Genomic DNA, 21,280 nt, shown 5'->3' with positions numbered 1-21,280 from the left:
TCCGCGGTTGTTCACCCTGAACAACACCGCCATTGTTGTGGGAGCGGGTTTACCCGCGAAGAGGCCTGACCAGGCAACCGCCTTGCCTGAGCGGACGCATTCGCGGGCAAGCCCGCTCCCACAGGTGGTGTGTGCGGTTTTACTGTTGTGCATGGCCTGCCTTGCCCACGCCGCCCCCACCCACGCCCTCACCGTCTATTCCGAAGCCCCCCGCTACCCGGCGAACTTTCGCCACTTCGACTACGTCAACCCCGATGCCCCCAAAGGCGGCACACTGCGCCGCTCAGCCATGGAGATCGGTCAGTTCGACCATGTGTTGCCGTACATCGACAAGGGCACCGGCGTCAGCCAGGTCGATGGCTGGCTGTACGCGCCGCTGGCGCTGCGCTCGCTCGACGAGCCCTACACGGTCTATGGCCTGATTGCCCAGCGCATGGAGCGCGGCCCCGATGACGCCTGGCTGCGGTTCTACCTCGACCCACGTGCCACCTTCGCCGACGGCAAACCGGTGCGCGCCGAGGACGTGCGCTTCACCTACGATTTGCTGATGAGCAAAGGCAGCCTGAAATTCCGCACCCAGTTCGCCGACGTCGCCGGGGTGACCATCGAAGCACCACGCCAGTTGCGTTTCGACTTCAAGCCAGGCCATGGCCGCACCTTGGCGCTGGAGCTGGCCAGCCTGCCGGTGCTGCCTGAGCACGATTGGCAACAGCGCGATTTCGCCAGCGGCGCCGGCTTCGATAAACCGCTGGGCAGCGGTCCCTACCGTATCGGCCGGATCGACAACGGCCGCAGCATCACCTTCGAGCGTGACCCGAGCTGGTGGGCCCGCGACCTGCCGGTAGCCCGTGGCCTGTACAACTTCGCGCGGCTTCGCATCGAGTACTTCGGCGACACCGAGGTCGCCCGCCAGGTGCTCAAGGGCGGCGGCTACGACTACAACCGCGAGTATTCCGCCACCGCCTACACCCTCGGCTACAACGGTGCGGCGCTGGACGACGGACGCCTGAGCCGTGCCCACCTGGGCCCAGCCAAGCCGCAGATAGCCCAAGGCTTCGTGTTCAACCTGAACAAGCCACAGTTCAAGGACCGCCGCGTGCGCCAGGCCCTGGCCCTGCTCTGGGACTTCGAGTGGAGCAACCGGCAGATGATGCGCAATCTGTACATCCGTCAGCAGAGCCTGTTCTCCAACACCCCGCTGGCCGCCCGCGCGCTGCCCGACCCAGGTGAGCTCAAGGTGCTCGAGCCACTGCGCGGGCAGGTGCCGGAACAAGTGTTCAGCCAGGTGTTCAACGCCCCGGTCAGCGACGGCTCAGGCATCATCCGCAAGCAACAACTGCAGGCCCTTGCCCTGCTCGAGGCGGCAGGCTGGCAGCCCCAGGGCGACCGCCTGGTGAATGCGGCAGGCGAGCCGCTGAGCTTCACGTTCCTCAATGGCCAGTCGGGCATGGAGCGCCTGCTGCTGCCGTGGAAGCGCAACCTGGCGCAGATCGGTGTCGAACTGAACATCCGCAACATCGACGCCGCCCAGTACGTCAACCGGGTGATGGCCCGCGACTACGACATGGTGGTGACCGGCTACCCGGTCACCCTGTCGCCAGGCAGCGAGCTATACACCTATTTTGGCTCTGCCGCGGCCAACGACCCCGGCTCGAACAACCTGATGGTGCTCAAGGACCCGGCCGTGGACCACCTGCTCGATGGCCTGGTACGGGCCAGCACGCAAGCCGACATGCTGCACCATGCCCATGCCCTGGACCGGGTGCTGCAATGGAACTACTACTGGATTCCCAACTATTACCCGCCTGGCAGCTCGACGGTGTGGTGGAACCGCTTCGGCCTGCCCAAGGTCCAGGCCGCCTATGACGAAGGCCTGGATACCTGGTGGGAAATCAGCCCGACACCGTTGACCCGTGAACAGATGGCCGAACGACTGGGGAGCGCGCCATGAGCGCCTATATCCTGCGCCGCCTGCTGCTGATCATCCCGACCTTGCTGGCGATCCTGCTGGTCAATTTCGCCATCGTCCAGGCCGCCCCCGGCGGGCCGGTGGAGCAGGCCGTGGCCCGCCTGCAGGGCATCGGCGGTGGCGCGCCGGGCGCGCGGGTCGAGGCGATACAAGGCGAATCCCGCGCCACCCGGGGCCTGGACCCGAAACTGATCGAGGAGATCAAGCGCCAGTACGGCTTCGACAAATCCGCCCCGCAACGCCTGTGGCTGATGCTTGGCCAATACGCCCGGCTGGACTTCGGCCAGAGTTTCTTTCGCGGCGCCAAGGTCACCGAACTGATCCTCGACAAGCTGCCGGTGACCCTGTCACTGGGGTTCTGGGCGACGCTGATCACCTACCTGGTGTCGATCCCGCTGGGCATTCGCAAGGCCGTGCGCCACGGCAGCCGCTTCGATGCCTGGAGCAGCGCGCTGATCGTCATCGGTTACGCCCTGCCCTCGTTCCTGTTCGCCCTGCTGCTGATCGTGCTGTTCGCCGGCGGCACCTCGCTCAACTGGTTCCCGGTGCGCGGCCTGGTATCGGACGACTTCGACCAACTCAGCCTGCTGGGCAAGGTCGCCGACTACTTCTGGCACCTGGTGCTGCCGGTAGGCGCGCTGGTGATCGGCGGCTTCGCCACCCTGACCCTGCTGACCAAAAACGCCTTTCTCGAGGAAATCTCGCGCCAGTACGTGGTCACCGCCCGGGCCAAGGGCCTGAGCGAGCGCCGGGTGCTGTACGGGCACGTGCTGCGCAACGCCATGCTACTGGTGGTGGCCGGGGTGCCGCAGGCGCTGATCACGGTATTCTTCGCCGGGTCCTTGCTGATCGAGGTGATCTTCTCCCTCGACGGCCTGGGGCGCCTGAGCTACGAGGCGGCGGTGTCGCGGGACTATCCGGTGGTGTTCGGCACGCTGTTCATCTTCACCCTGGCCGGCTTGCTGATCCGTCTGATCGGTGACCTCTGCTACACACTGCTCGACCCACGCATCGACTTCGACGCGAGGGGCCGCTGATGCTGTCGCCCATCGCCCGGCGCCGTCTGCAACGCTTTCGCGACAACCGCCGTGGCTGGGTTTCGCTGTGGCTGTTCGCTGGGTTGTTGCTGCTGAGCCTGGGCGCGGAGCTGGTGGCCAATGACAAGCCGCTGCTGCTCGGCTACAAGGGCGAACTGTATGTCCCGGCACTCAAGCGCTATACCGAACAGCAATTCGGCGGCCAATTGCCTTTCCAGCCCGACTACCGCAGCCAGTACGTGCGCCAACTGATCGAAGACCAGGGCGGCTGGATGCTGTTCGCGCCGATCCCGTTCAGCGCCGACACGCCCAACTACGACTTGCAGGTGCCCACCCCCAGCCCGCCGAGCACGGTCAATTGGCTCGGCACCGACGACCAAGGCCGCGATGTACTGGCCCGGGTGCTGTACGGCACCCGGGTGTCGCTGTTGTTCGCCTTCGCCCTGACCCTGGTCAGCGTGCTGGTCGGCCTCGCCGCCGGGGCCTTGCAGGGTTACCACGGCGGCTGGATCGACCTGCTCGGCCAGCGCCTACTGGAGGTGTGGTCCGGGCTTCCGGTGCTGTACCTGCTGATCATCCTGTCGGGCTTCGTCGAGCCGGACTTCTGGTGGTTGCTGGGGATCATGGCGTTGTTTTCCTGGCTGACGCTGGTCGATGTGGTACGCGCCGAGTTCCTCCGCGGGCGCAACCTGGAGTACGTGAAGGCCGCCCGTGCCCTGGGGCTGGCGGACAGCCAGGTGATGCTGCGGCATATCCTGCCCAACGCCATGAACGCCACCCTGACCTATGTGCCGTTCATGCTCACCGGGGCGATCACCACCCTCACCGCCCTGGACTTTCTCGGCTTCGGCATGCCCGCGGGCAGTGCCTCGCTGGGCGAGCTGGTGACCCAGGGCAAGCAACACCTGGAAGCGCCTTGGCTGGGCTTCACCGCGTTCTTTGCCCTGGCATTGATCCTGTCGTTGCTGGTATTCATCGGCGATGGGCTGCGCGAGGCGTTCGATCCCCGCACGTAGCCTTGCTGTGGTCACTGTAGGAGCGGCCTTGTGCCGCGAAAGGGCCGCGCAGCGGCCCCAGCGATCTGCAAGCAGGGCAAAAATAACTGGGGCTGCTGCGCAGCCCTTTCGCGGCACAAGGCCGCTCCTACAGTCTCCGTGACAATCATGAATCAACGGACAGCTTCGATGCACGACAACCTCAAGGACTACCCGCAGGTCCGGCAACTGGCGATCCGCTCACTGTTCGAGATCATCGAGCAGTCCAGCGAAGGCACGGTAATCGTCGACCGCCAGGCGCGCATCGTCTGGATGAACGAGCGCTACGCACGGCGCTTCGGCCTGGCCGACGCCGCCAGCGCCATTGGCCAGCCGTGCGAGGCAGTGATCCCTGGCAGCCTGATGCGCGAGGTGGTGAGCAACGGCAAACCGATCCTGCTGGACATGCTCGACACCGCCAACGAGCCGCTGGTGGTGATGCGCCTGCCGATCCACGATGACCAGGGCACGCTGATCGGCGCCATAGGTTTCGCCCTGTTCGACGAGTTGCGTAGCCTGTCACCATTGCTCAAACGCTACGCCAGCATGCAACAGGAGCTGGCCGCGACCCGTTCGCAACTGCGCGCGCGCCAGGCGCGCTACAGCTTCGCCCACTTCGTCGGCAGCAGCGCCGCCTGCATTGAAGCCAAGCGCCGGGCCCGGCGTGGCGCGGGGAGCGACTCAGCGGTATTGCTGCTGGGCGAGACCGGTACCGGCAAGGAACTGCTGGCCCATGCCATCCACGCCGCTTCGCCGCGGGCGCACAAGGCTTTTGTCAGCATCAACAGCGCGGCGATCCCGGAGACCCTGCTCGAGGCTGAGTTCTTCGGCACCGCCCCCGGCGCCTTCACCGGCGCCGAGCGCAAGGGCCGCAGTGGCAAGCTGCAACTGGCCGAAGGCGGCACGCTGTTCCTCGACGAGATCGGCGACATGCCCCTGGCCCTGCAAAGCAAGCTGTTGCGGGTGTTGCAGGAGAAGGAGTACGAGGCGGTGGGCTCCAACCAGATGCTGCGTAGCGATGTGCGGATCATCGCTGCCACTTCCATTGACCTGCAGGCCGCCATGGCCCGGGGGGCGTTCAGGGCCGATCTGTACTACCGCTTGAACGTGCTGCCGATCGAGGTGCCGCCACTGCGTGCCCGGCTGGAAGACCTGCCGGCACTGTGCGAGGCGATCCTCGCCGAGCTGGGCAGCCAGTATGAGCTGGAGCCCGAGGCCCAGGCACTGCTGGGGCGCCATGCCTGGCCGGGGAACATCCGTGAGCTGCGCAACGTGCTGGAACGGGCGACCTTGCTGGCGGACCAGCCGCGCTTGAATGTGTCGGATTTGATCAGTGCGTTGGGGCCGATGAGCCCGGTGGCTTCGGCTGCGCCGGTACTGGACTATCGCCAGGCGTGCGCGCAGTTCGAGCGTGGATTGATTGTCGATGCCCTGGCGCGCAGTGGCGGGAATGTGCCGGAGGCGGCGCGGGCTTTGGGGTTGGGGCGGTCGACGCTGTATAAGAAAATGGTGGCGCTGGGGATAGAGTCTCAATAAAGAGACCATCGTCTCAAAAAAGGGATCTGCCTTTGTAGGAGCGGCCTTGTGCCGCGAAAGGGCTGCGCAGCGGCCCCGGCAATCTATGTTGCGACCCTTCGCGGCACAAGGCCGCTCCTACAGGAGACGTGCAAGCCCGCCCCCACGTAGTTACGTCTCAAGATAGAGACTGTCAAGTGTTCTATTTTAGTTTTCTATTTATATTTCAATGACTTAATAATTTGGCACGATTCCCGCTATCTGCATTTCCAACCATAAAAACAACAGTTGGAGACCCACTCGATGACCGTGTTCATCGCCCTCGCTGCCCTCGCGCTACTGATGCTCGCCGCCTACCGCGGCTACAGCGTCATCCTCTTCGCCCCCATCGCCGCCCTCGGCGCCGTGCTACTCACCGACCCCGCCGCCGTGGCCCCGGCCTTCACCGGCGTATTCATGGAAAAGATGGTCGGCTTCATCAAGCTGTACTTCCCGGTGTTCCTGCTGGGCGCGGTGTTCGGCAAGCTGATCGAGCTGTCGGGCTTTTCGCGCTCGATCGTCGCCGCCGCCATCCGCCTGCTCGGCACCCGCCAGGCGATGCTGGTGATCGTGTTGGTCTGCGCCCTGCTCACCTACGGTGGCGTGTCGCTGTTCGTGGTGGTGTTCGCGGTGTACCCGTTCGCCGCCGAGATGTTCCGCCAGAGCGACATCCCCAAGCGGCTGATCCCGGCGACCATCGCCCTGGGCGCGTTTTCCTTCACCATGGACGCCCTGCCCGGCACCCCGCAGATCCAGAACATCATCCCCAGCACCTTCTTCAACACCACCGCCTGGGCCGCGCCGTGGCTGGGGCTGATCGGCACATTGTTCGTGTTCTGCGCCGGCATGCTTTACCTGCAACGCCAGCGCAACAAGGCCCAGCGCGCCGGCGAAGGCTACGGCAGCAACCTGCGCAACGAACCGGAAACCGCTGACGACATCGCCCTGCCCAACCCTTGGCTGGCCCTGGCGCCGCTGATCCTGGTGGGGGTGATGAACCTGCTGTTCACCCACTGGATCCCGCACTGGTACGGCGCCAGTCACACCCTGCAACTGCCGGGCATGGCCGCGCCAGTGCAGAGCGACGTGGCCAAGCTCACGGCGATCTGGGCGGTGCAGGCGGCCTTGCTGGTGGGCATCCTGATGGTCCTGGCATGCGCCTTCGGCACCCTTCGCCAGCGCCTGGCCGAAGGTACCAAGAGCGCCGTGAGCGGCGCCCTGCTGGCGGCGATGAACACCGCCTCGGAATATGGTTTTGGCGCGGTCATCGCCTCGCTACCGGGCTTCCTGGTCCTGGCCGACGCCTTGCGCGGCATTCCCAACCCGCTGGTCAACGAGGCTATCACCGTCACCTTGCTGGCCGGCATTACCGGCTCTGCCTCCGGTGGCATGAGCATCGCCCTGGCGGCCATGAGCGACAGCTTCATCGCCGCCGCCAACGCGGCGAACATCCCGCTGGAGGTGCTGCATCGGGTCGCGGCCATGGCCAGCGGCGGCATGGACACCCTGCCGCACAACGGCGCGGTGATCACCCTGCTGGCGGTGACCGGGCTGACCCACCGCGAGGCCTACAAGGACATTTTCGGTATTACCCTGATCAAGACCCTGGCGGTGTTCGTGGTCATCGCCACGTTCTACGCCACCGGCATCGTATGAAGGAGAACGGCATGACGCTCAAAGGCAAGACCGCACTGGTCACCGGTTCCACCAGCGGCATCGGCTTAGGAGTAGCCCAGGTGCTCGCCGAGGCTGGCGCGAATATCCTGCTCAACGGCTTCGGCGACCCGGCACCGGCCATCGCCGAAATCGCTCGCCATGGGGTGAGAGTCGCCCATCACCCCGCCGACCTGTCCGATGTCGCGCAGATCGAGCAGATGTTCGCCATGGCCGAGCGTGAATTCGGCGCGGTGGACATCCTGGTCAACAACGCCGGCATCCAGCATGTGGCGCCAGTCGAACAGTTCCCGGTCGAGGCCTGGGACAAGATCATCGCGTTGAACCTGTCGGCGGTGTTCCATGGCAGCCGCCTGGCCCTGCCGGGCATGCGGGCGCGTGGCTGGGGGCGCATCATCAACATCGCCTCGGTGCACGGTTTGGTCGGCTCCACCGGCAAGGCCGCCTATGTCGCGGCCAAGCACGGTGTGGTCGGCCTGACCAAGGTGATTGGCCTGGAGACCGCCACCAGCAACGTCACCTGCAATGCCATCTGCCCCGGCTGGGTGCTGACCCCCTTGGTGCAGAAGCAGATCGATGACCGCGCGGCCAACGGTGGCGATCCGTTGCAAGCGCAACACGACCTGCTGGCCGAGAAGCAACCGTCGCTGGCCTTCGTCACCCCTGGCCACCTTGGCGAGCTGGCGTTGTTCCTGTGCAGCGAGGCCGGCAGCCAGGTGCGCGGCGCCGCCTGGAACGTCGATGGCGGTTGGCTGGCGCAATGAAACAGCTAGAGTGAAGGAAAAAGACACCGGTCTTGCCGGTGTCTGCCGGCAAGGCCACCACACGCCTGAGGGTTCCGACATGCACGACGTACTCTGGCGCCCCACCACCCGCCAGATCGAAGCCAGCCGGATGGACGCCTTCCGTCGCCGGGTGAATCTGCGCTTCAACCTGGATCTCGACGACTACCCCGCCCTGCACCGCTGGAGCGTCGAGCACCGTGCGCAGTTCTGGCAGGCCCTGGCCGAATACTTCCAGGTGCGCTGGCACGCCCCGCCGACCAGCATCCTCGAGGAAGGCGCGACGATGGCCGGCGCACGCTGGTTCAGCGGCGCCACCCTGAACTTCGCCGAACACCTGCTGCACCGCCGTGACGATCGCCCGGCCGTGGTCGCCGTGCGCGAGGATGGCAACCGTCATAGCCTCACCCATAACCAACTGGCCGCCGAGGTGGCCGGGTTGCAACAGGCCTTGCGCCAGTTCGGCATCCAGCCCGGTGACCGCATCGCCGCGATCATGCCCAATACCTGGCAGACCCTGGTGGCCATGCTCGCGGCCACCAGCCTGGGCGCGGTGTGGTCCAACTGCTCGCCGGAGTTCGGCGCCCACGCCATCATCGACCGTTTCGGCCAGATCGCGCCGCGCGTGCTGATCGCCTGCGCCAGTTACCAGTACGCCGGCAAGACCTTCGATCAGGTCGACACACTCAACCAGGTACTCGCCCAGTTGCCACAACTGGAGCACTTGCTGGTGGTGCCGTATACCCGCGCCAATACCCGCGCCGATGAGTTCGGCCCCGTCCCGGCCACGCTGTGGAATGACTTTTTCCAGCCCGGTGGCAGCCCGACCTTCACCGCGCTGCCCTTCGATCACCCGCTGTATATCCTCTACTCCAGCGGCACCACCGGCGTGCCCAAGTGCATCGTCCACCGCGCTGGCGGCGTGTTGCTGCAACACCTCAAGGAGCACGGCCTGCACAACGACCTCAAGGCCGACGAGGTACTGTTCTACTACACCACCTGCGGCTGGATGATGTGGAACTGGCTGGTGAGCGGCCTGGCGTTGGGCGCGACCCTGGTGCTGTACGATGGCTCGCCGTTCCACCCGGGACCCGAACGCCTGGTGGACCTGATCGACGGCGAAGGCATCCACGTGTTCGGCACCAGCCCCAAGTACCTGGCGGCACTGGAGCAGGCCGGGGTGAAGCCGGCCACTTCCCATCGGCTCGATAGCCTGCGGCTGATGCTGTCCACCGGCTCGCCGCTGTCGCCCCATAGCTACGACTATGTATATCGCCAGTTCAAGGCCGACCTGTGCCTGGCCTCGATGTCCGGAGGTACCGATATCGTCGCCTGCTTCGTGCTCGGCAACCCGCTGCTGCCGGTGCGCCGTGGCGAGATTGCCGGCAAGGGCCTGGGCATGGCGGTGCAGGTGTGGAACGAGCACGGCCAACCGGTCACTGGCGAAAAAGGCGAACTGGTGTGCCTCCATCCCTTCCCATCGATGCCTTTGGGCTTCTGGGGCGACAACGATGGCAGCCGCTATCACGTTGCCTACTTCAGCCAGTTCGAGGGTATCTGGTGCCAGGGCGATTATGCCGAGCAATTGCCAGAAGGTGGCCTGGTGATCCATGGCCGCTCCGATGCCGTGCTCAACCCTGGCGGCGTGCGCATCGGCACGGCGGAAATCTACCGGCAGGTGGAGAAGGTCGAGCAAGTGCTGGAGAGCGTGGCCATCGGCCAGAATTGGCAAGGCGACGTGCGCGTGGTGCTGTTCGTGCGCCTGCGTGACGGCCTGCAACTGGACGACGCACTGCGCCAACGCATCCGCCAGGTGATCCGCCAGTACACCACGCCGCGCCATGTGCCGGCGGTGATCGCCCAGGTCAGCGATATTCCACGCACCCTCAGCGGCAAGCTGGTGGAGTTGGCGATCCGCAATGTGGTGCATGGCCTGCCGGTGAAGAACACCGACGCCCTGGCCAACCCCGAGGCGCTGGCGCAGTTTCGCGAGCGCCCGGAACTGCGTTGATCGCAAGCGCCGGCCTTGCCGGCGCGCAGCGCTTGCGCTGGCCCCCCGACGCGGCATAATGGCGCCCTTTTTGCCCTGAAACACAGGTACCCACCATGAAAGCCCAAGCCCGCCACATCCTGGTCAAGACTGCCGAAGAGGCCGAGAAGCTCAAGCAGCGCATCGCCAACGGCGAGGCCTTCGACGTGCTGGCGAAGAAGTTCTCCACCTGCCCGTCGGGCAAGCGTGGTGGAGACCTGGGTGAAGTGCGACCGGGGCAGATGGTCGGCGCCATCGACCAGGTGATCTTCAAGAAGCCCCTGCGCGTGGTGCACGGGCCGATCAAGAGCAAGTTCGGTTATCACCTGGTGCAGACGTTCTACCGCGACTGAGCCCGTCGCCGTGCGATCCCTCAGCGGCGCGCCGCCAGCAAGCCGAGCCCGGCGCAGCCCAGCAACGAGGCGCTGACCCGGTTGAACACGCGGCGTGGCCCAGGCCGTTCGAACCAGCGCTGCAGGTAGGCGCCGAGCCCGGCATAGATGGCGATGGCCGCCCACTCCAGCAACAGGAACAGCACGCCCAGTTGCAGGAACTGCTCGCCAACCGAAGTGGCGCTGCCGACCGAGACAAACTGCGGCAGGAACGCGGTGAATATGAGAATGGCCTTCGGGTTGCCCGCCGCCACCCAGAATTCCTGGCGCGCCAGTTTCCAGGTGCCGCGCGGCTGCTCACCGGCCACCGCCGCTTCAGCCACCGGCGCTCGCCACAACTGCCAGGCGATGTAGAACAGGTAGCCCGCCCCCAGCACCTTGATTGCCAGGAACAGGTATTCGCTGGTGTGCAACACCACCGCCAGGCCCATGGCCGCCAGGGCGATCATGCCGCTGAACGCCAGCAAGCGCCCGGCACCGGCCAGGCAGGCGATCCGCAGGCCATAGCGGCTGGCATTGTGCAGCGATAACAGGTTGTTCGGCCCCGGCGCCATGTTCAGGGCAAAGCAGGCAGGGATGAACAGCAGCAGGCTCGACAGGTCCATTATTTTTCTCCTTCAAGGACCCCGGCAGCGTCGCGCCCGCTGGGTGTTCGCGTCAAGCACAGCGACCGCGTGAATGACCGGCACAGTGACCAGCGGGTAGACTGCCCACTTCGTCCGCGTCCAGGCTGCCTGCCATGTCCCGCCCCTGTAGTGAAATCTGGCATGACCCGGCATTGCCCTACGTCGAAAGCCGCCGCGCCTGCCATAGCCGCGCCTGTTACCGGGCCCACAGCCACCCGAGCTTTTCCATCGGCGCGGTGGACGCCGGCACCAGCCAGTTCACGGGAGCGGGCGACGGCGCAGTACGCCTGACACCTGGCACCCTGGTGCTGGTCCCTGCCGAGCGGGTGCACGCCTGCAACCCCGAGCCGGGGCAAGCCTGGAGCTACCAGATGCTGCACCTGGATGCCGAGTGGCTGCGCATGTTGCGCCTGGAGTCGGGCACGGCTGCCAGTGAACCCGGGGCCGCCGCGCGGATCATACGTTCGCCAGCCATCTACCGGCAGTTCTGTGCGCTCAACACTCTGCTGTTTTCGGCGGCGCCGATCATTGAGAAAGAGGCCGCGCTGGTGGCCTTTATCGCTGAACAGGATTTCGCCGCACACCCGGCCTTGCCGCCGGCACCCGCCTTGCGTCCTTCGCTGCTCACAGAACTGTTGTCGCGGATCGAGGCTCAGGACCTGGCCGAACTGAACCTGGCGCAACTGGCTTGCCAGGCCGGCATGGGCCGCTACCAGCTGATTCGCGCGTTCAGCGCCGCCACCGGGCTGACGCCCCATGCCTATCTGCTCAATGCCCGGGTGAACCAGGCGCGCCAGCTGTTGCGCCAAGGGCAAGCCCTGGCGCAGGTCGCCTATCGGTTGGGGTTTGCCGACCAGGCGCATTTCCAGCGGGTGTTCAAGGCCCATGCCGGGGTGACGCCTGGGCTGTATCGCGCCCGCGCAACCACTGCGCATGCGCTGTAGGCACAAGGCGACACCGTAGCGGCCGCCTCAGGCCTTGATGACGATGGTGTTGGCCAGCATGTCGCCCAGGCGCTTGCGCGAACCGAAGAAGATGAAGATCCAGTCGAGGATGCTCAGGAACGGCGTGGTGATGTTGCGCACGAACGACTGGCCGAGGCTGCAGTTCAGGTAGCTGCGCTCGTCCACCACGCAGATGCCCAGCAGCTTCTTGCCCACGCTCTGGCCATTGGGCATGGCATCGGAGAACAGGTAGTAGGCCAATGGCGCGCCCAGCGAGATCACAGCGGCCACCTGTTCGGAAAGCTGCAGGAACTCGACGACCCTGAAGCTCACGAAGAAGATCGCATAGGTCACCAGCACATCGATCATCTGCCCGCCCCAGCGACGGCCCAGGCCGGCGAGGTTCTTGGGTTTCTGGTAAGTGGACGGGGTATCGGAAGTACTCATGAATCCATTCCATGCATAGAGGTGAGCTCCTGTATCGGCCAGCGATGACCTGGGTTTAGCCCCAGCCCTTTCAAGGTCTTTGCGTTTTTTCGGATGTGGCCGCTTCAATTCAAGATTGCCGGGGCTGCGTTGCAGCCCTTTCGCGACACAAGGCCGCTCCTACAGGACGGCACGGTCACCTGTAGGAGCGGCCTTGCCGAGGCGTCGGACCGGTCGGAAAGGGTCGCAAAGCGACCCCGGCAAGTCTAAGTCGGACGCAAATTCTCAACACCTTGAAAGGGCTGGGGTTTAGCCCGCCTGCAATAATCTTCAATACCTCGCCCGCGGCCGCCCCCAGACTGCGGTTTTACCTGCGAGGAAAACCGCCTGATGCAAACCTTCCTGATCATCGCCGCCGCCCATTTCCTCGCCCTGCTCTCCCCCGGCCCGGACTTCTTCCTGATCGCCCGGACCTCGGCCAGCGCCGGTTGGCGCACGGCCAGTGGAGCCTGCCTGGGCGTGGCCCTGGCCAATGGCGTGTTCATCGTCGTGGCCTTTGCCGGGGTGTCGCTGCTGCGCAACGGCAGCGCCCTGTTCATCACCCTGCAATTGGCCGGCTGCGCCTACCTGCTGTACATCGGGCAGGTGTTCCTGCGCCAGGCTGGGCGCAGTCAGCTGGCGCCTGACGATGCCGTCGGGCGAACATCTGCCAAAGGGTGGTTGGGCAGCCTGGGCATGGGCCTCGCTTCAGGCATCCTCAACCCCAAGAACGCCCTGTTCTATGCCAGCCTGGCCAGCATGGTCACCGGCAGCACCGCGCTGGCGAAGCTGGCCTACGGCAGCTGGATGTTCGCTGTCGTGCTGCTGTGGGACCTGCTGGTGGCGCTGGCCATCGGCAACCGCCGGGTGCTGCGCCGCTTCGGCCTGGCCCTGCCCTGGCTGGAGCGGGCATCGGGGGCGACGTTGATCCTGCTGGCCATTGGCGTGCTCATGCACCTGGCCTGGGGCTGATCACCGTCAAGCTGGCGAGGTCCAGCAAACTGAAACAGCCATTGCTCCAGCCTCCCGTGTCCAGGTGCCAGACATTGCCCAGCACCTTGACCGCCAGCACCGGCGTATGGCCAACCAGCAAGGCGCGCAGGCCACGCACGGCGGTCGTGTCGCCCTCCTTCAAGCGCCGTCGCGACCACTGGCACACTTCACGCACTGCCGGATCGTCCAGCGCCTTTGTGATACGCGCCCAGTCACTGAACGGGCTGTCGGCATGCAGCAGGCCGATCGGCCCTTCAGCGGTCTCGACCTGCAGCGCGACAGGCAGCTTCACGAAGGCCTCGACAAAGGGTGCCTGCGCCTCGGCAGGCAGGTCGAGAAACCAGCCACCACCGGCGGCACGGTACGTGTCCAGGTCAACGCGACCACCGTGCAGGTGATTGATCGCCAGCGTTTCATGGTTGCCCTGCACCGCATGGAACCAGGGCTTGGCTAGCCATTGCAGTACCTGCGGGCTCTGCGGCCCACGGTCGACCAGGTCGCCCACGCTGAACAGGCGATCGACCGCAGGATCGAACCCCACCGCGTCCAGGCAAGCCTGCAAACGCGCAAAATGCCCGTGGATATCCCCCACGGCCAGGTCACGCCCACGGGTATTGGCGGCTAGCCGCCGAAAAGCGTCCATTGCATCCTTCCTCTGCGACAACCGCGGCACAGGCGTAAAATAGGCGGGCAAACCGTCCGCGCCCGGAGGTGCATCATGCGAACCGCCCTGACCTGTAGCCTGCTGATGGTACTGGCATTCGACAGCATGGCACAGGGCACCCCGACCGCGCAGGTCGAGGTGCGTTTCGACCACCCGGAAACCTTTCGTGATGCCAGCCTGGATAACCGCGGCTATGCGCACGGCGCCGACCCGCAAGTCATGAAGAGCCTAACCGAGCACCTGCACACCCTTGGCCAGCGCTACCTGCGACCCGGCCAGCATCTGCTCATCGACATCCGCGACATCGACCTGGCCGGGCGTTTCGAGCCCTGGCACAGCCAGGCCTACGATGTGCGCTTCATGCGCGACATCACCTGGCCAAGTATCGAGTTGAGCTACACCCTCGAGCAACCCGGCCAGCCCCCCGTCAAGGCCGAAGAACATCTGAGCGACAAGATGTACCTCAGCCGCCCGGGGCGCCTGGGCAGCAGCGACCGGCTGTACGCCGAGAAAGCCATGCTCGGCGACTGGTTTCGCCAGCGCTTCGCCCCGCCTGCGTCGTGACGGTCAGTCGCGCAAGCGGCGCAGGGCGAGCGGCGCGATCAAGCGATGGAACGGCGCCACCGGCAGCATGTACAGCCGCCCCAGCGCGTTGTGGGTATGCACCACGGTACTGACCAGCACTTCGCAGCGGCCATCGGCGAGCGAGCGGCGCAACAGGGCGATATGCACGTCCAGATGGCGGTCGCAGTCAGCCAGCAGTACCTCGTCCGGGTGATTGGCCAGCAAGGTGAAGATCCCGACCCGCTCGCCAGGCTGGTAGCTGGCCGGCGCCCGGGCGGGGTCGATGGCGGTCAGGCGCCCAAGATCCTTGAGGCCCAACAGCCCGACCAGGCGGTTGCGCAGCACCATCATGTCATCGATCCAGCCCGGCATCCCGGCCATCAGGCGCAGGAACAACGCCATGGCCGGCTGCCTGGCATCGCTCAGGGTGATCGCGCGGCAATGGCGAAACCCGGCCCGGGCCGCGTGCGGCGCGATCAGTGAGTCAAGGGGAATCGTGGCGGCGTGGGTCATCGGCGTTCTTCCATGAAATCGGCGCCTTGCGGCTGGTGAAGGCGACGGGCCCGATAGTATCCTCGGCACTTGTCTCCATGCCAAGGAACCGGCGGCATGAAATACCTGTTGTTGACCCTGGCCAGCTACGCCAGCAGCTATTACCTGGTGGGCCTGCTGATCCGCGGTCGCCTGGCCGACATGGCCGAAGGCCTGCGCCACCGCCCCGATGCGCCACCGCCCGGGCAGTACCTGCGCGAGGTCGAGGCCCATGCCCGACGAGCTCATCGCCATTACAGCCTGTTCATTGGCACCCTGCTGACCCTGTTGCTGGTCGCGTTGGCGGCCTGGCTCGGCTGACCCTGCGTCTCAAAACGCCAATGCCAGGCTTTGCCGCCCTTCGAGCGCCAGCAGGTATTGCTTGGCCGGCAGGCCGCCGGCAAATCCGGTAAGGCTGCCGGAGCTACCGATCACCCGATGGCACGGGGCGATGATCGAAATCGGATTGCGCCCATTGGCCGCGCCCACCGCCCGCACCGCGTCGGGGTTGCCGATCTGCCGAGCGATATCGCGGTAGCTGCGGGTCTCGCCAAAAGGAATGCTCAGCAGCGCCGCCCACACCTGGCGCTGGAACTCGGTGCCGGCAAAATCCAGCGCCAGGTCAAAGCCTCGACGTTGCCCGGCAAAATACTCGCCCAATTGCCGCGCCGTTTCCCGCAACGTCGGATGCTGGTCATCGCGATGCAAATCGCCCAGGCGTACCCGGTTCTCCCGCTCCTGCTCCCACAGCACGGCCGCCAGGCAGTCGCCGCGCGCGACCAGGGTAAGGGTGCCGACCGGCGATTGCATCAGAGTGAAGGCACAGGACATGACAGGCTCCAGGCGAGAGGACGATCGGCGCACTGTACCCAGGCCGGCGCGGCTGTGCACTCGGTTTCTTGCGCTGGTGCCACGCTGATGCCACGCCTTACACTGGCCTGCCACTTGTCTTTGCAAGGATGAATACAGTGCCCACGCCCAGCCACGAGATCACCCTCGAACGCTTCGCCGAAAACCATGTGCCCGGTGTCACCGCGCTGTACAACGACCCGGCGGTGTGCCGCCAGGTGCTGCAGATGCCGTATCAGTCGGCCGATGCCTGGCGCAAGCGCCTGACCACGGACAGTGAGCGCCATCTGCAACTGGTGGCGCTGCACCAGGGCCAGGTCATCGGCAATATCGGCCTCGAGCAGTTGACCCGGGTCCGGCGAGCGCACGCCGGAGTGCTGGGCATGGGGGTCGCCTCGGCCTGGCAGAACCAGGGCATCGGCTCACGCTTGATGGCTGCCGCGCTGGACATCGCTGACAACTGGATGAACCTGGGCCGTGTCGAGTTGACCGTCTACGCCGACAACGAAGCGGCCCAGGCGCTGTACCGCAAGTTCGGCTTCGAAATCGAAGGCCGCCTGCGTGACTACGCGGTGCGCGACGGCACGCTGGTCGATACCCTGTACATGGCGCGCTTGCGCCGCTCGGCGGTACCTCAGTCGAAAAACTCCATCCCCTCGTAGGGGCTGGCCCGGCAGGCCGCCAGCCGCGAGCGCAGGTCGCCGACATGCGCTTCGAGCGGGTGGCCGTCGGGGTCGAGGAAATACAGCGACTGGCCTTCGCTCTTGTCCTGCTTCCACAGGGGAACCTGGCGTTCGCGCAAGCGCCTGGCGAACGCGGCAAAATCCGCCTGCCCGATGGAAAACGCATAGTGGGTGTAGTTGCGCCGCAGGTCCTCGGGCCGGACCTGGTCGACGGACAGGCACAACCACAGCTCCCCCAGGCTCAGGTAGGCGCCACGGGCCCAACGGGCCTCGCGCTTGAAGCCCAGCACTTGGTGATAGAACTCGACGCTGCGCGGCAACTGGCTGACCGCGAGGGTGAGGTGGTTGAATCCTGTCAACATGGCATTGCTCCTGGGGGCTGATGGGCGGCGCCGGCCCATGCTAGCAAACCTTGCCCCCAGGGCCGACGGCCTCAGAAATCGCCGCGCAGTGTAAACATGTAGCTACGCGGCATGCCGTAGGTCGTGCCCCGCGTCCAGTAGCCCATGGTGTCGAAGTACTTGCGATCCAGCAGGTTTTCCACGTCCACGGCCACGGTCCAGTGCGAGTCGAGCTTGTAGGCGGCGCGCGCGTCGAAGATCGCTCGCCCGCTGTTGCTCACGCCATTCTCGGGATCATCGTAGGCCGTCTGCGCCGACACGCCGCCGCCAAGGCTGACGCGGCTCCACTCGCCCGGCAAGGTGTACAGCGTGTTGACCCGTAGCAAGTGCTTGGGCGTCTGCGCCGAAATCGGTCCACCGGCCGCCGAATGGGTGGTGTTGTAGGTGTAGCCGGCCGCCACCTGCATGCCCGGGAACAGCTCGCCGCTGGCTTCGGCCTCGAAGCCTTTGCTGCGGCTGATACCGTCGCCATTGACATAGCACCGGCCGTTGAGGTCCTGGCTGCATTCCCCGTCATTGGCGGTGTCACGCACCGCGACGTCCTCCTGCTCGATGTAGAACAGCGCAAGCGACACGTTCAGGCGCTTGTCCAGCAGCTCGCCCTTGATCCCGGTCTCGTAGTTCGAGCCGACCGCGGGGTCGAGCATGCCGCCACCGGCATTGCGCAGGTTGGCCTGGGGCATGAAGATGTCGGCGTAGCTGGCATACAGCGTCCATTGTTCATCGAGGTCATAGAGCGCGCCGACGAAGGGAGTGAACTCGTGCTTCTGCTCGTTGGTGGCGACCCGGCCCGCATCCCAGGCCTCGGTCTTGTACCAGCTCAGGCGCCCACCGAGGACCAGGCTCAGGTCCTCGGTCATGTGCAGGCGGGCGTTGAGATAAGTGCCGTAGCGGGTGTCCAGGGTGTCGTCGCGGTAGTCCCAGCCGGTGCGCTCGGGGCGTGGCAATACATGCCGGTCGGGGTCGAACACATTCAGCGGGATGCGCGGGTCCAGCCCGACGGAGAAGTCCTTGTCGTTCATCTTGCGCCGCGACCAGTTGGCCCCCAGTGACACCTGGTGGCTCAGGCCGAAGGCCTCGAAGTCGCCGTCCAGGTGACCATCCACCGCGTTGGCGGTGACATCGAACTTGTGGAAACTGGTGCCCTTGATCACCGGGCCACCGGGACTTGCGTAGTCAAGGGAGTCATCGGCGTCCCATTCGATGGCGGTGCGGTTGTAGCGGCTTTCGGAATGGGATATCGCCAGCTTGCCACGCCAGTTGTCGTTGAACTGCTGGCTGAGGTCGGCGAACACTTCGTCGGTGCGGGTCTGCAGGCGCCCCCAATCCTGGCCGAGGAAGGTCGAGCGCTTGAGGTGCGGGTTGCTGCCATCGGGGTTCAGAGGCAGGCCCAGGATGCTGTAGCCATCGACCCGCGAAGTCTGGCGGCGCACGCCCAGGGCAACAGTGGTGGCGCTGCCCAGGTCCGCCTCGACGATCCCATACAGCAAGGGTCGCTTGGAGCTAGTGGCGTCGATGAAGTAGCCCCGGTCCTCGTAGGCGGTGACCACGCGTCCGCGCAAGGTGCCTTCAGGGTTGAGCTTGCCGCTGGCATCCAGCTCGAGGCGATAGTTGTCCCAGGAACCGGCCCGGGTGGTGATCGACAACCGCGGCTCGGCGGTCGGTCGCTTGCGTACCAGGTTGACCGCGCCGCCTGGGTTACCCGCCCCCACCAGCAGCCCCGAAGCACCTCGCAGCACTTCGACCCGGTCGAACACCGCCATGTCCGGGATCATCCAGCCGGTATAGGCATAGGCCTGCCCGGCAACGCCATCGACCATGTAGCTGTCATCGGTGATATCGAAACCACGGGAGCTGAAGTGGTTATTGCCATAGCCACGGTTGGCGCGGGTGATGCCGGGGGTCTGGGCCATCACCTGGTCCAGGGACACCAGGTTCTTGTCGTCCATCAGCTTGCGCGTGACCACGGTCACCGACTGCGGCGTACGGCGCAGCGATTGCGGGGTCTTGCCGATGGTCACGGTGCCGGTGGTGTAGGAACCGCTGCCCTCGGTGGTCTCGCCCAGGCCGGTGCTGTTGACGCTGGTGGCGCCCAGCTCGAGCGCGCCCTGGGCATCGACCGCTGGCGCCACGCTGAAGGTCTGGTTGCCGGTGACGATCACTTGCAGGCCACTGCCCACCACGGCCTGTTGCAGCGCCTGCATGCCGCTCATCTGCCCGCGGATCGCCGGTGCCTGCTTGCCGGCGGCCAACGCCGGATCAAGGGACATCACCAGGCCGCTCTGCCGGGCGATGGCATTGAGGGTGAGCGCAAGGCTGGCGGGCGGCAGGTCAAAGTATTGCTGTTGCTGCTGGGTGGCGTCTTCTGCCCGGATGCAGGCCGTGGGCGCGATGGCCAGGGTGATGGCAACGGCAAGTGGCCAGGGTTTTAGCACGTGGAATCTCCTGAGTGTGTTGGGCGGTGTCAGGAGAGAGGTGCAACGAACACGAAAAACCAGACACGAATGAGAAAAATTCTTTTTCGCAAGGATGGCATCGTGCGTATGTCAGCGGGCTTCGATCAAGGTCAGCCAGGGGCCGTAGTGCTCGACACGAATAGGCAGCGTTTGCGCCAGTGCCATGAGCGTGCGTTCGCTGTCATCCAATGGGAAGACCCCCTGGACCCGCAGCTGGCGTACGTCCGGGCTGACCCGAATAAAGCCGCTGCGGTAAGGGCGCAAGGCTTGGATTACCGCATCCAGGGGCTCGTCCAGCACACTGAGGCGCCCATCGATCCAGTCGCTGCGGTAGGTCTGGCCCGCGCCCAGCGGTTCGATGCGCGTCTCGTGCATGCACACGGCCTGGCCCTGCTGGACATCCAGCGACGCGCCATCGGGCAACGAGGCCCGCACCGCATGCTCCAGCACCACCACCCGGGTACTGTGCGCCAGTTGCTCGACCAGAAACCGCGTGCCCAAGGCCTGGACTTCGCCCTGCGCGCTGCGCACGATGAAGGGCCGCGCCCGATCGGCCGCCACCTGGACCACCACGGCGCCGCTATACAGGCGCAGCAGGCGGCGACCGTCGCCCATGGCAAAGTCAGCCGCACTGCCGGCATTGAGGATCAGCTCGCTGCCATCGCCGAGCTGCAAGCGCCGCCGCTCGGCCGTGCCGGTACGCATATCGGCCAGCATCGCCCGCCCGCCCTCACTGCGCCCGGCCAACCACAACCCGCCGCCAAATACGCCGACCCCGACCAGCCCGCGCAACAGCTCGCGACGGCCGAGCTCAGGTTGCAACAGCGCATCACGCAACGTGGCCGGCGCGCGGCGCAACACCTCGTAATGCCCACCGAGGCCCTGCTGCAGTTGCTCCCAGGCTTGGGCATTGGCGGGGTCCTGCGCCAGCCACTGTTGAAACAGCACCTGCTGGCGAGCATCGTCGCGTCCGGAACGCAGGCGCACCATCCAGGCGATCGCCTGCTCGGCGGCTGGCGTCAGCGATCGCCCACTCATGTTGGCGCCATGCTCAGGTAGCACTGGCGCAACGCCTGGGTCATGTAACGGGCCACGGTACGCTCGGACACCGCCAGGCGACGGCCAATGTCCGCATAGGTCAGGCCATCGAGCTGGCTCATCAGGAAGGCCTTCTTCACCACCACGGGTAAACCGGACAGGCTCTGGTCGATGGCATGCAGGGCTTCGAGCAGCAGATGGGTTTGCTCCGGCGACGGGGCCAGCGCCTCGGGCAGCAGCATCAGGCGCTCCAGGTAAGCCTGCTCCAGCCGACGCCGGCGATGACGATCGAAAATCAGGCGTTTGGCGATGGTCGAGAGGTAGGCCCGCGGCTGCTCGATCGTCGCCACATCGACCTGGGCGGCAAGCACCTGGCAAAACGTCTCGGCGGCCGTGTCCTCGGCATCCGAGCGGTTACGCAATTGTCGCTGAACGTGCTGCAACAGCCAGCGGTGATGGTCGCTGAAGAAGAAGGCCAGTGGCTGGGTGTCGGATGCGGGCACGGCAGGGACCTGGGTGAAAGATGAGAACCTATCGCATCTTATCGACTGTGCGAACGGTTCCGCAATGCGCGACGTGGCGACTCGTGGCTGCT

At 65.6% G+C, this 21,280-nt stretch carries 22 protein-coding genes; 13 read left to right on the top strand and 9 right to left on the bottom strand.

The features are described from left to right. Positions 1-151: 151 nt before the first annotated feature. The 8 genes from HU772_RS11715 to HU772_RS11680 all read left to right on the top strand — a co-directional run bounded on the left by HU772_RS11715 (position 152) and on the right by HU772_RS11680 (position 10,432). Complete coding sequence (locus HU772_RS11715) at positions 152-1,951, top strand: extracellular solute-binding protein (RefSeq protein WP_225923135.1); 1,800 nt, start codon at positions 152-154, stop codon at positions 1,949-1,951. Beyond that, entirely contained in the window at positions 1,948-3,006 is a 1,059-nt protein-coding gene (locus tag HU772_RS11710; protein ID WP_186657911.1) for a microcin C ABC transporter permease YejB, read from the top strand. Before HU772_RS11715 ends, HU772_RS11710 begins: the two co-directional genes overlap by 4 nt. Further along, complete coding sequence (locus tag HU772_RS11705) at positions 3,006-4,022, top strand: ABC transporter permease (RefSeq protein WP_186657908.1); 1,017 nt, start codon at positions 3,006-3,008, stop codon at positions 4,020-4,022. Before HU772_RS11710 ends, HU772_RS11705 begins: the two co-directional genes overlap by 1 nt. A gap of 168 nt (positions 4,023-4,190) precedes the next feature. Further along, positions 4,191-5,576 carry a sigma-54 interaction domain-containing protein gene (locus HU772_RS11700; RefSeq protein ID WP_186657906.1) on the top strand — a complete coding sequence of 462 codons (1,386 nt, stop codon included), beginning with the start codon at positions 4,191-4,193 and terminating at the stop codon, positions 5,574-5,576. A gap of 282 nt (positions 5,577-5,858) precedes the next feature. After that, positions 5,859-7,250 carry a GntP family permease gene (locus HU772_RS11695; RefSeq protein ID WP_186657897.1) on the top strand — a complete coding sequence of 464 codons (1,392 nt, stop codon included), beginning with the start codon at positions 5,859-5,861 and terminating at the stop codon, positions 7,248-7,250. Positions 7,251-7,261: 11 nt separating this feature from the next. Beyond that, entirely contained in the window at positions 7,262-8,032 is a 771-nt protein-coding gene (gene hbdH, locus HU772_RS11690; RefSeq protein ID WP_186657895.1) for a 3-hydroxybutyrate dehydrogenase, read from the top strand. A 79-nt stretch (positions 8,033-8,111) separates the two neighbouring features. Further along, positions 8,112-10,061 (top strand): acetoacetate--CoA ligase, encoded by a 1,950-nt coding sequence (locus HU772_RS11685; RefSeq protein ID WP_186657893.1) that lies wholly within the window; start codon positions 8,112-8,114, stop codon positions 10,059-10,061. A 95-nt stretch (positions 10,062-10,156) separates the two neighbouring features. Further along, positions 10,157-10,432: a peptidylprolyl isomerase gene (locus HU772_RS11680; protein WP_133323846.1), complete on the top strand. Its 276-nt coding sequence runs from the start codon at positions 10,157-10,159 to the stop codon at positions 10,430-10,432. Positions 10,433-10,452: 20 nt separating this feature from the next. Here the strand turns inward: HU772_RS11680 and HU772_RS11675 are convergent, their stop codons facing one another. Beyond that, positions 10,453-11,076, bottom strand: a complete 624-nt coding sequence (locus HU772_RS11675; protein WP_186657890.1) for a LysE family translocator — start codon at positions 11,074-11,076, stop codon at positions 10,453-10,455. Between the two features lie 134 nt (positions 11,077-11,210). On the opposite strand from HU772_RS11675, the gene HU772_RS11670 reads away from it, so the two are divergent. After that, entirely contained in the window at positions 11,211-12,041 is an 831-nt protein-coding gene (locus tag HU772_RS11670) for an AraC family transcriptional regulator (protein ID WP_186657887.1), read from the top strand. Between the two features lie 27 nt (positions 12,042-12,068). On the opposite strand, the gene HU772_RS11665 is transcribed toward HU772_RS11670, so the two are convergent. Continuing rightward, entirely contained in the window at positions 12,069-12,488 is a 420-nt protein-coding gene (locus HU772_RS11665) for an RDD family protein (RefSeq protein ID WP_186657873.1), read from the bottom strand. A 369-nt stretch (positions 12,489-12,857) separates the two neighbouring features. Between HU772_RS11665 and HU772_RS11660 the strand changes: the two genes are divergently transcribed. Next, the gene (locus HU772_RS11660) at positions 12,858-13,478 is read left to right on the top strand and encodes a LysE family translocator (protein WP_186657861.1); all 621 of its coding nucleotides are present in this window, start codon (positions 12,858-12,860) and stop codon (positions 13,476-13,478) included. Here HU772_RS11660 and HU772_RS11655 read toward each other — a convergent pair. Further along, positions 13,456-14,142: a metallophosphoesterase gene (locus tag HU772_RS11655; protein WP_186657858.1), complete on the bottom strand. Its 687-nt coding sequence runs from the start codon at positions 14,140-14,142 to the stop codon at positions 13,456-13,458. The two genes, HU772_RS11660 and HU772_RS11655, sit on opposite strands and share 23 nt — an antisense overlap. Positions 14,143-14,217: 75 nt before the next feature. Between HU772_RS11655 and HU772_RS11650 the strand changes: the two genes are divergently transcribed. After that, positions 14,218-14,727 (top strand): DUF3016 domain-containing protein, encoded by a 510-nt coding sequence (locus HU772_RS11650; protein ID WP_186657856.1) that lies wholly within the window; start codon positions 14,218-14,220, stop codon positions 14,725-14,727. 3 nt (positions 14,728-14,730) lie between these two features. Here the strand turns inward: HU772_RS11650 and HU772_RS11645 are convergent, their stop codons facing one another. Then, on the bottom strand, positions 14,731-15,240 hold the full coding sequence (locus HU772_RS11645; RefSeq protein ID WP_186657853.1) for a DUF2867 domain-containing protein: 510 nt from the start codon (positions 15,238-15,240) through the stop codon (positions 14,731-14,733). A 96-nt stretch (positions 15,241-15,336) separates the two neighbouring features. Between HU772_RS11645 and HU772_RS11640 the strand changes: the two genes are divergently transcribed. Further along, entirely contained in the window at positions 15,337-15,579 is a 243-nt protein-coding gene (locus tag HU772_RS11640) for a hypothetical protein (RefSeq protein ID WP_186657850.1), read from the top strand. 9 nt (positions 15,580-15,588) lie between these two features. On the opposite strand, the gene HU772_RS11635 is transcribed toward HU772_RS11640, so the two are convergent. Beyond that, a complete protein-coding gene (locus tag HU772_RS11635) occupies positions 15,589-16,089 on the bottom strand; it encodes a methylated-DNA--[protein]-cysteine S-methyltransferase (RefSeq protein ID WP_186657847.1) in 501 nt (166 codons plus the stop codon). Between the two features lie 137 nt (positions 16,090-16,226). On the opposite strand from HU772_RS11635, the gene HU772_RS11630 reads away from it, so the two are divergent. Beyond that, positions 16,227-16,769 (top strand): GNAT family N-acetyltransferase, encoded by a 543-nt coding sequence (locus HU772_RS11630; RefSeq protein WP_225923134.1) that lies wholly within the window; start codon positions 16,227-16,229, stop codon positions 16,767-16,769. Here HU772_RS11630 and fos read toward each other — a convergent pair. From fos to HU772_RS11610, 4 genes are all read right to left on the bottom strand, one after another. After that, positions 16,742-17,152, bottom strand: a complete 411-nt coding sequence (gene fos / locus HU772_RS11625) for a fosfomycin resistance glutathione transferase (RefSeq protein WP_186657843.1) — start codon at positions 17,150-17,152, stop codon at positions 16,742-16,744. The genes HU772_RS11630 and fos overlap by 28 nt on opposite strands. A gap of 71 nt (positions 17,153-17,223) precedes the next feature. Further along, positions 17,224-19,626: a TonB-dependent siderophore receptor gene (locus tag HU772_RS11620; protein WP_186657841.1), complete on the bottom strand. Its 2,403-nt coding sequence runs from the start codon at positions 19,624-19,626 to the stop codon at positions 17,224-17,226. A 111-nt stretch (positions 19,627-19,737) separates the two neighbouring features. Further along, positions 19,738-20,685 (bottom strand): FecR domain-containing protein, encoded by a 948-nt coding sequence (locus tag HU772_RS11615; protein WP_186657839.1) that lies wholly within the window; start codon positions 20,683-20,685, stop codon positions 19,738-19,740. Beyond that, positions 20,682-21,188, bottom strand: coding sequence for a sigma-70 family RNA polymerase sigma factor (locus HU772_RS11610; protein ID WP_186657837.1), 507 nt, complete (start codon positions 21,186-21,188; stop codon positions 20,682-20,684). The genes HU772_RS11615 and HU772_RS11610 overlap by 4 nt, the downstream gene beginning before the upstream one ends. Positions 21,189-21,280 lie beyond the last annotated feature (92 nt).

Origin of the sequence: Pseudomonas xantholysinigenes, assembly GCF_014268885.2 — a bacterium.
Lineage (GTDB): Bacteria > Pseudomonadota > Gammaproteobacteria > Pseudomonadales > Pseudomonadaceae > Aquipseudomonas > Aquipseudomonas xantholysinigenes.
Note: the sequence above shows the minus strand (reverse complement) of the source record. Positions and strands in the feature narration are given on the sequence as shown.

What these genes read in the sequence shown, in the direction of transcription:
- HU772_RS11645 (WP_186657853.1), bottom strand. Translation starts at nt 15,240, where the DNA reads ATGACCCACGCCGCCACGATTCCCCTTGACTCACTGATCGCGCCGCAC.
- HU772_RS11660 (WP_186657861.1), top strand. Translation starts at nt 12,858, where the DNA reads ATGCAAACCTTCCTGATCATCGCCGCCGCCCATTTCCTCGCCCTGCTC.
- HU772_RS11655 (WP_186657858.1), bottom strand. Translation starts at nt 14,142, where the DNA reads ATGGACGCTTTTCGGCGGCTAGCCGCCAATACCCGTGGGCGTGACCTG.
- HU772_RS11680 (WP_133323846.1), top strand. Translation starts at nt 10,157, where the DNA reads ATGAAAGCCCAAGCCCGCCACATCCTGGTCAAGACTGCCGAAGAGGCC.
- HU772_RS11640 (WP_186657850.1), top strand. Translation starts at nt 15,337, where the DNA reads ATGAAATACCTGTTGTTGACCCTGGCCAGCTACGCCAGCAGCTATTAC.
- HU772_RS11635 (WP_186657847.1), bottom strand. Translation starts at nt 16,089, where the DNA reads ATGTCCTGTGCCTTCACTCTGATGCAATCGCCGGTCGGCACCCTTACC.
- HU772_RS11715 (WP_225923135.1), top strand. Translation starts at nt 152, where the DNA reads ATGGCCTGCCTTGCCCACGCCGCCCCCACCCACGCCCTCACCGTCTAT.
- HU772_RS11670 (WP_186657887.1), top strand. Translation starts at nt 11,211, where the DNA reads ATGTCCCGCCCCTGTAGTGAAATCTGGCATGACCCGGCATTGCCCTAC.
- HU772_RS11705 (WP_186657908.1), top strand. Translation starts at nt 3,006, where the DNA reads ATGCTGTCGCCCATCGCCCGGCGCCGTCTGCAACGCTTTCGCGACAAC.
- fos (WP_186657843.1), bottom strand. Translation starts at nt 17,152, where the DNA reads ATGTTGACAGGATTCAACCACCTCACCCTCGCGGTCAGCCAGTTGCCG.
- HU772_RS11695 (WP_186657897.1), top strand. Translation starts at nt 5,859, where the DNA reads ATGACCGTGTTCATCGCCCTCGCTGCCCTCGCGCTACTGATGCTCGCC.
- HU772_RS11710 (WP_186657911.1), top strand. Translation starts at nt 1,948, where the DNA reads ATGAGCGCCTATATCCTGCGCCGCCTGCTGCTGATCATCCCGACCTTG.
- HU772_RS11615 (WP_186657839.1), bottom strand. Translation starts at nt 20,685, where the DNA reads ATGAGTGGGCGATCGCTGACGCCAGCCGCCGAGCAGGCGATCGCCTGG.
- HU772_RS11665 (WP_186657873.1), bottom strand. Translation starts at nt 12,488, where the DNA reads ATGAGTACTTCCGATACCCCGTCCACTTACCAGAAACCCAAGAACCTC.
- hbdH (WP_186657895.1), top strand. Translation starts at nt 7,262, where the DNA reads ATGACGCTCAAAGGCAAGACCGCACTGGTCACCGGTTCCACCAGCGGC.
- HU772_RS11675 (WP_186657890.1), bottom strand. Translation starts at nt 11,076, where the DNA reads ATGGACCTGTCGAGCCTGCTGCTGTTCATCCCTGCCTGCTTTGCCCTG.
- HU772_RS11650 (WP_186657856.1), top strand. Translation starts at nt 14,218, where the DNA reads ATGCGAACCGCCCTGACCTGTAGCCTGCTGATGGTACTGGCATTCGAC.
- HU772_RS11685 (WP_186657893.1), top strand. Translation starts at nt 8,112, where the DNA reads ATGCACGACGTACTCTGGCGCCCCACCACCCGCCAGATCGAAGCCAGC.
- HU772_RS11700 (WP_186657906.1), top strand. Translation starts at nt 4,191, where the DNA reads ATGCACGACAACCTCAAGGACTACCCGCAGGTCCGGCAACTGGCGATC.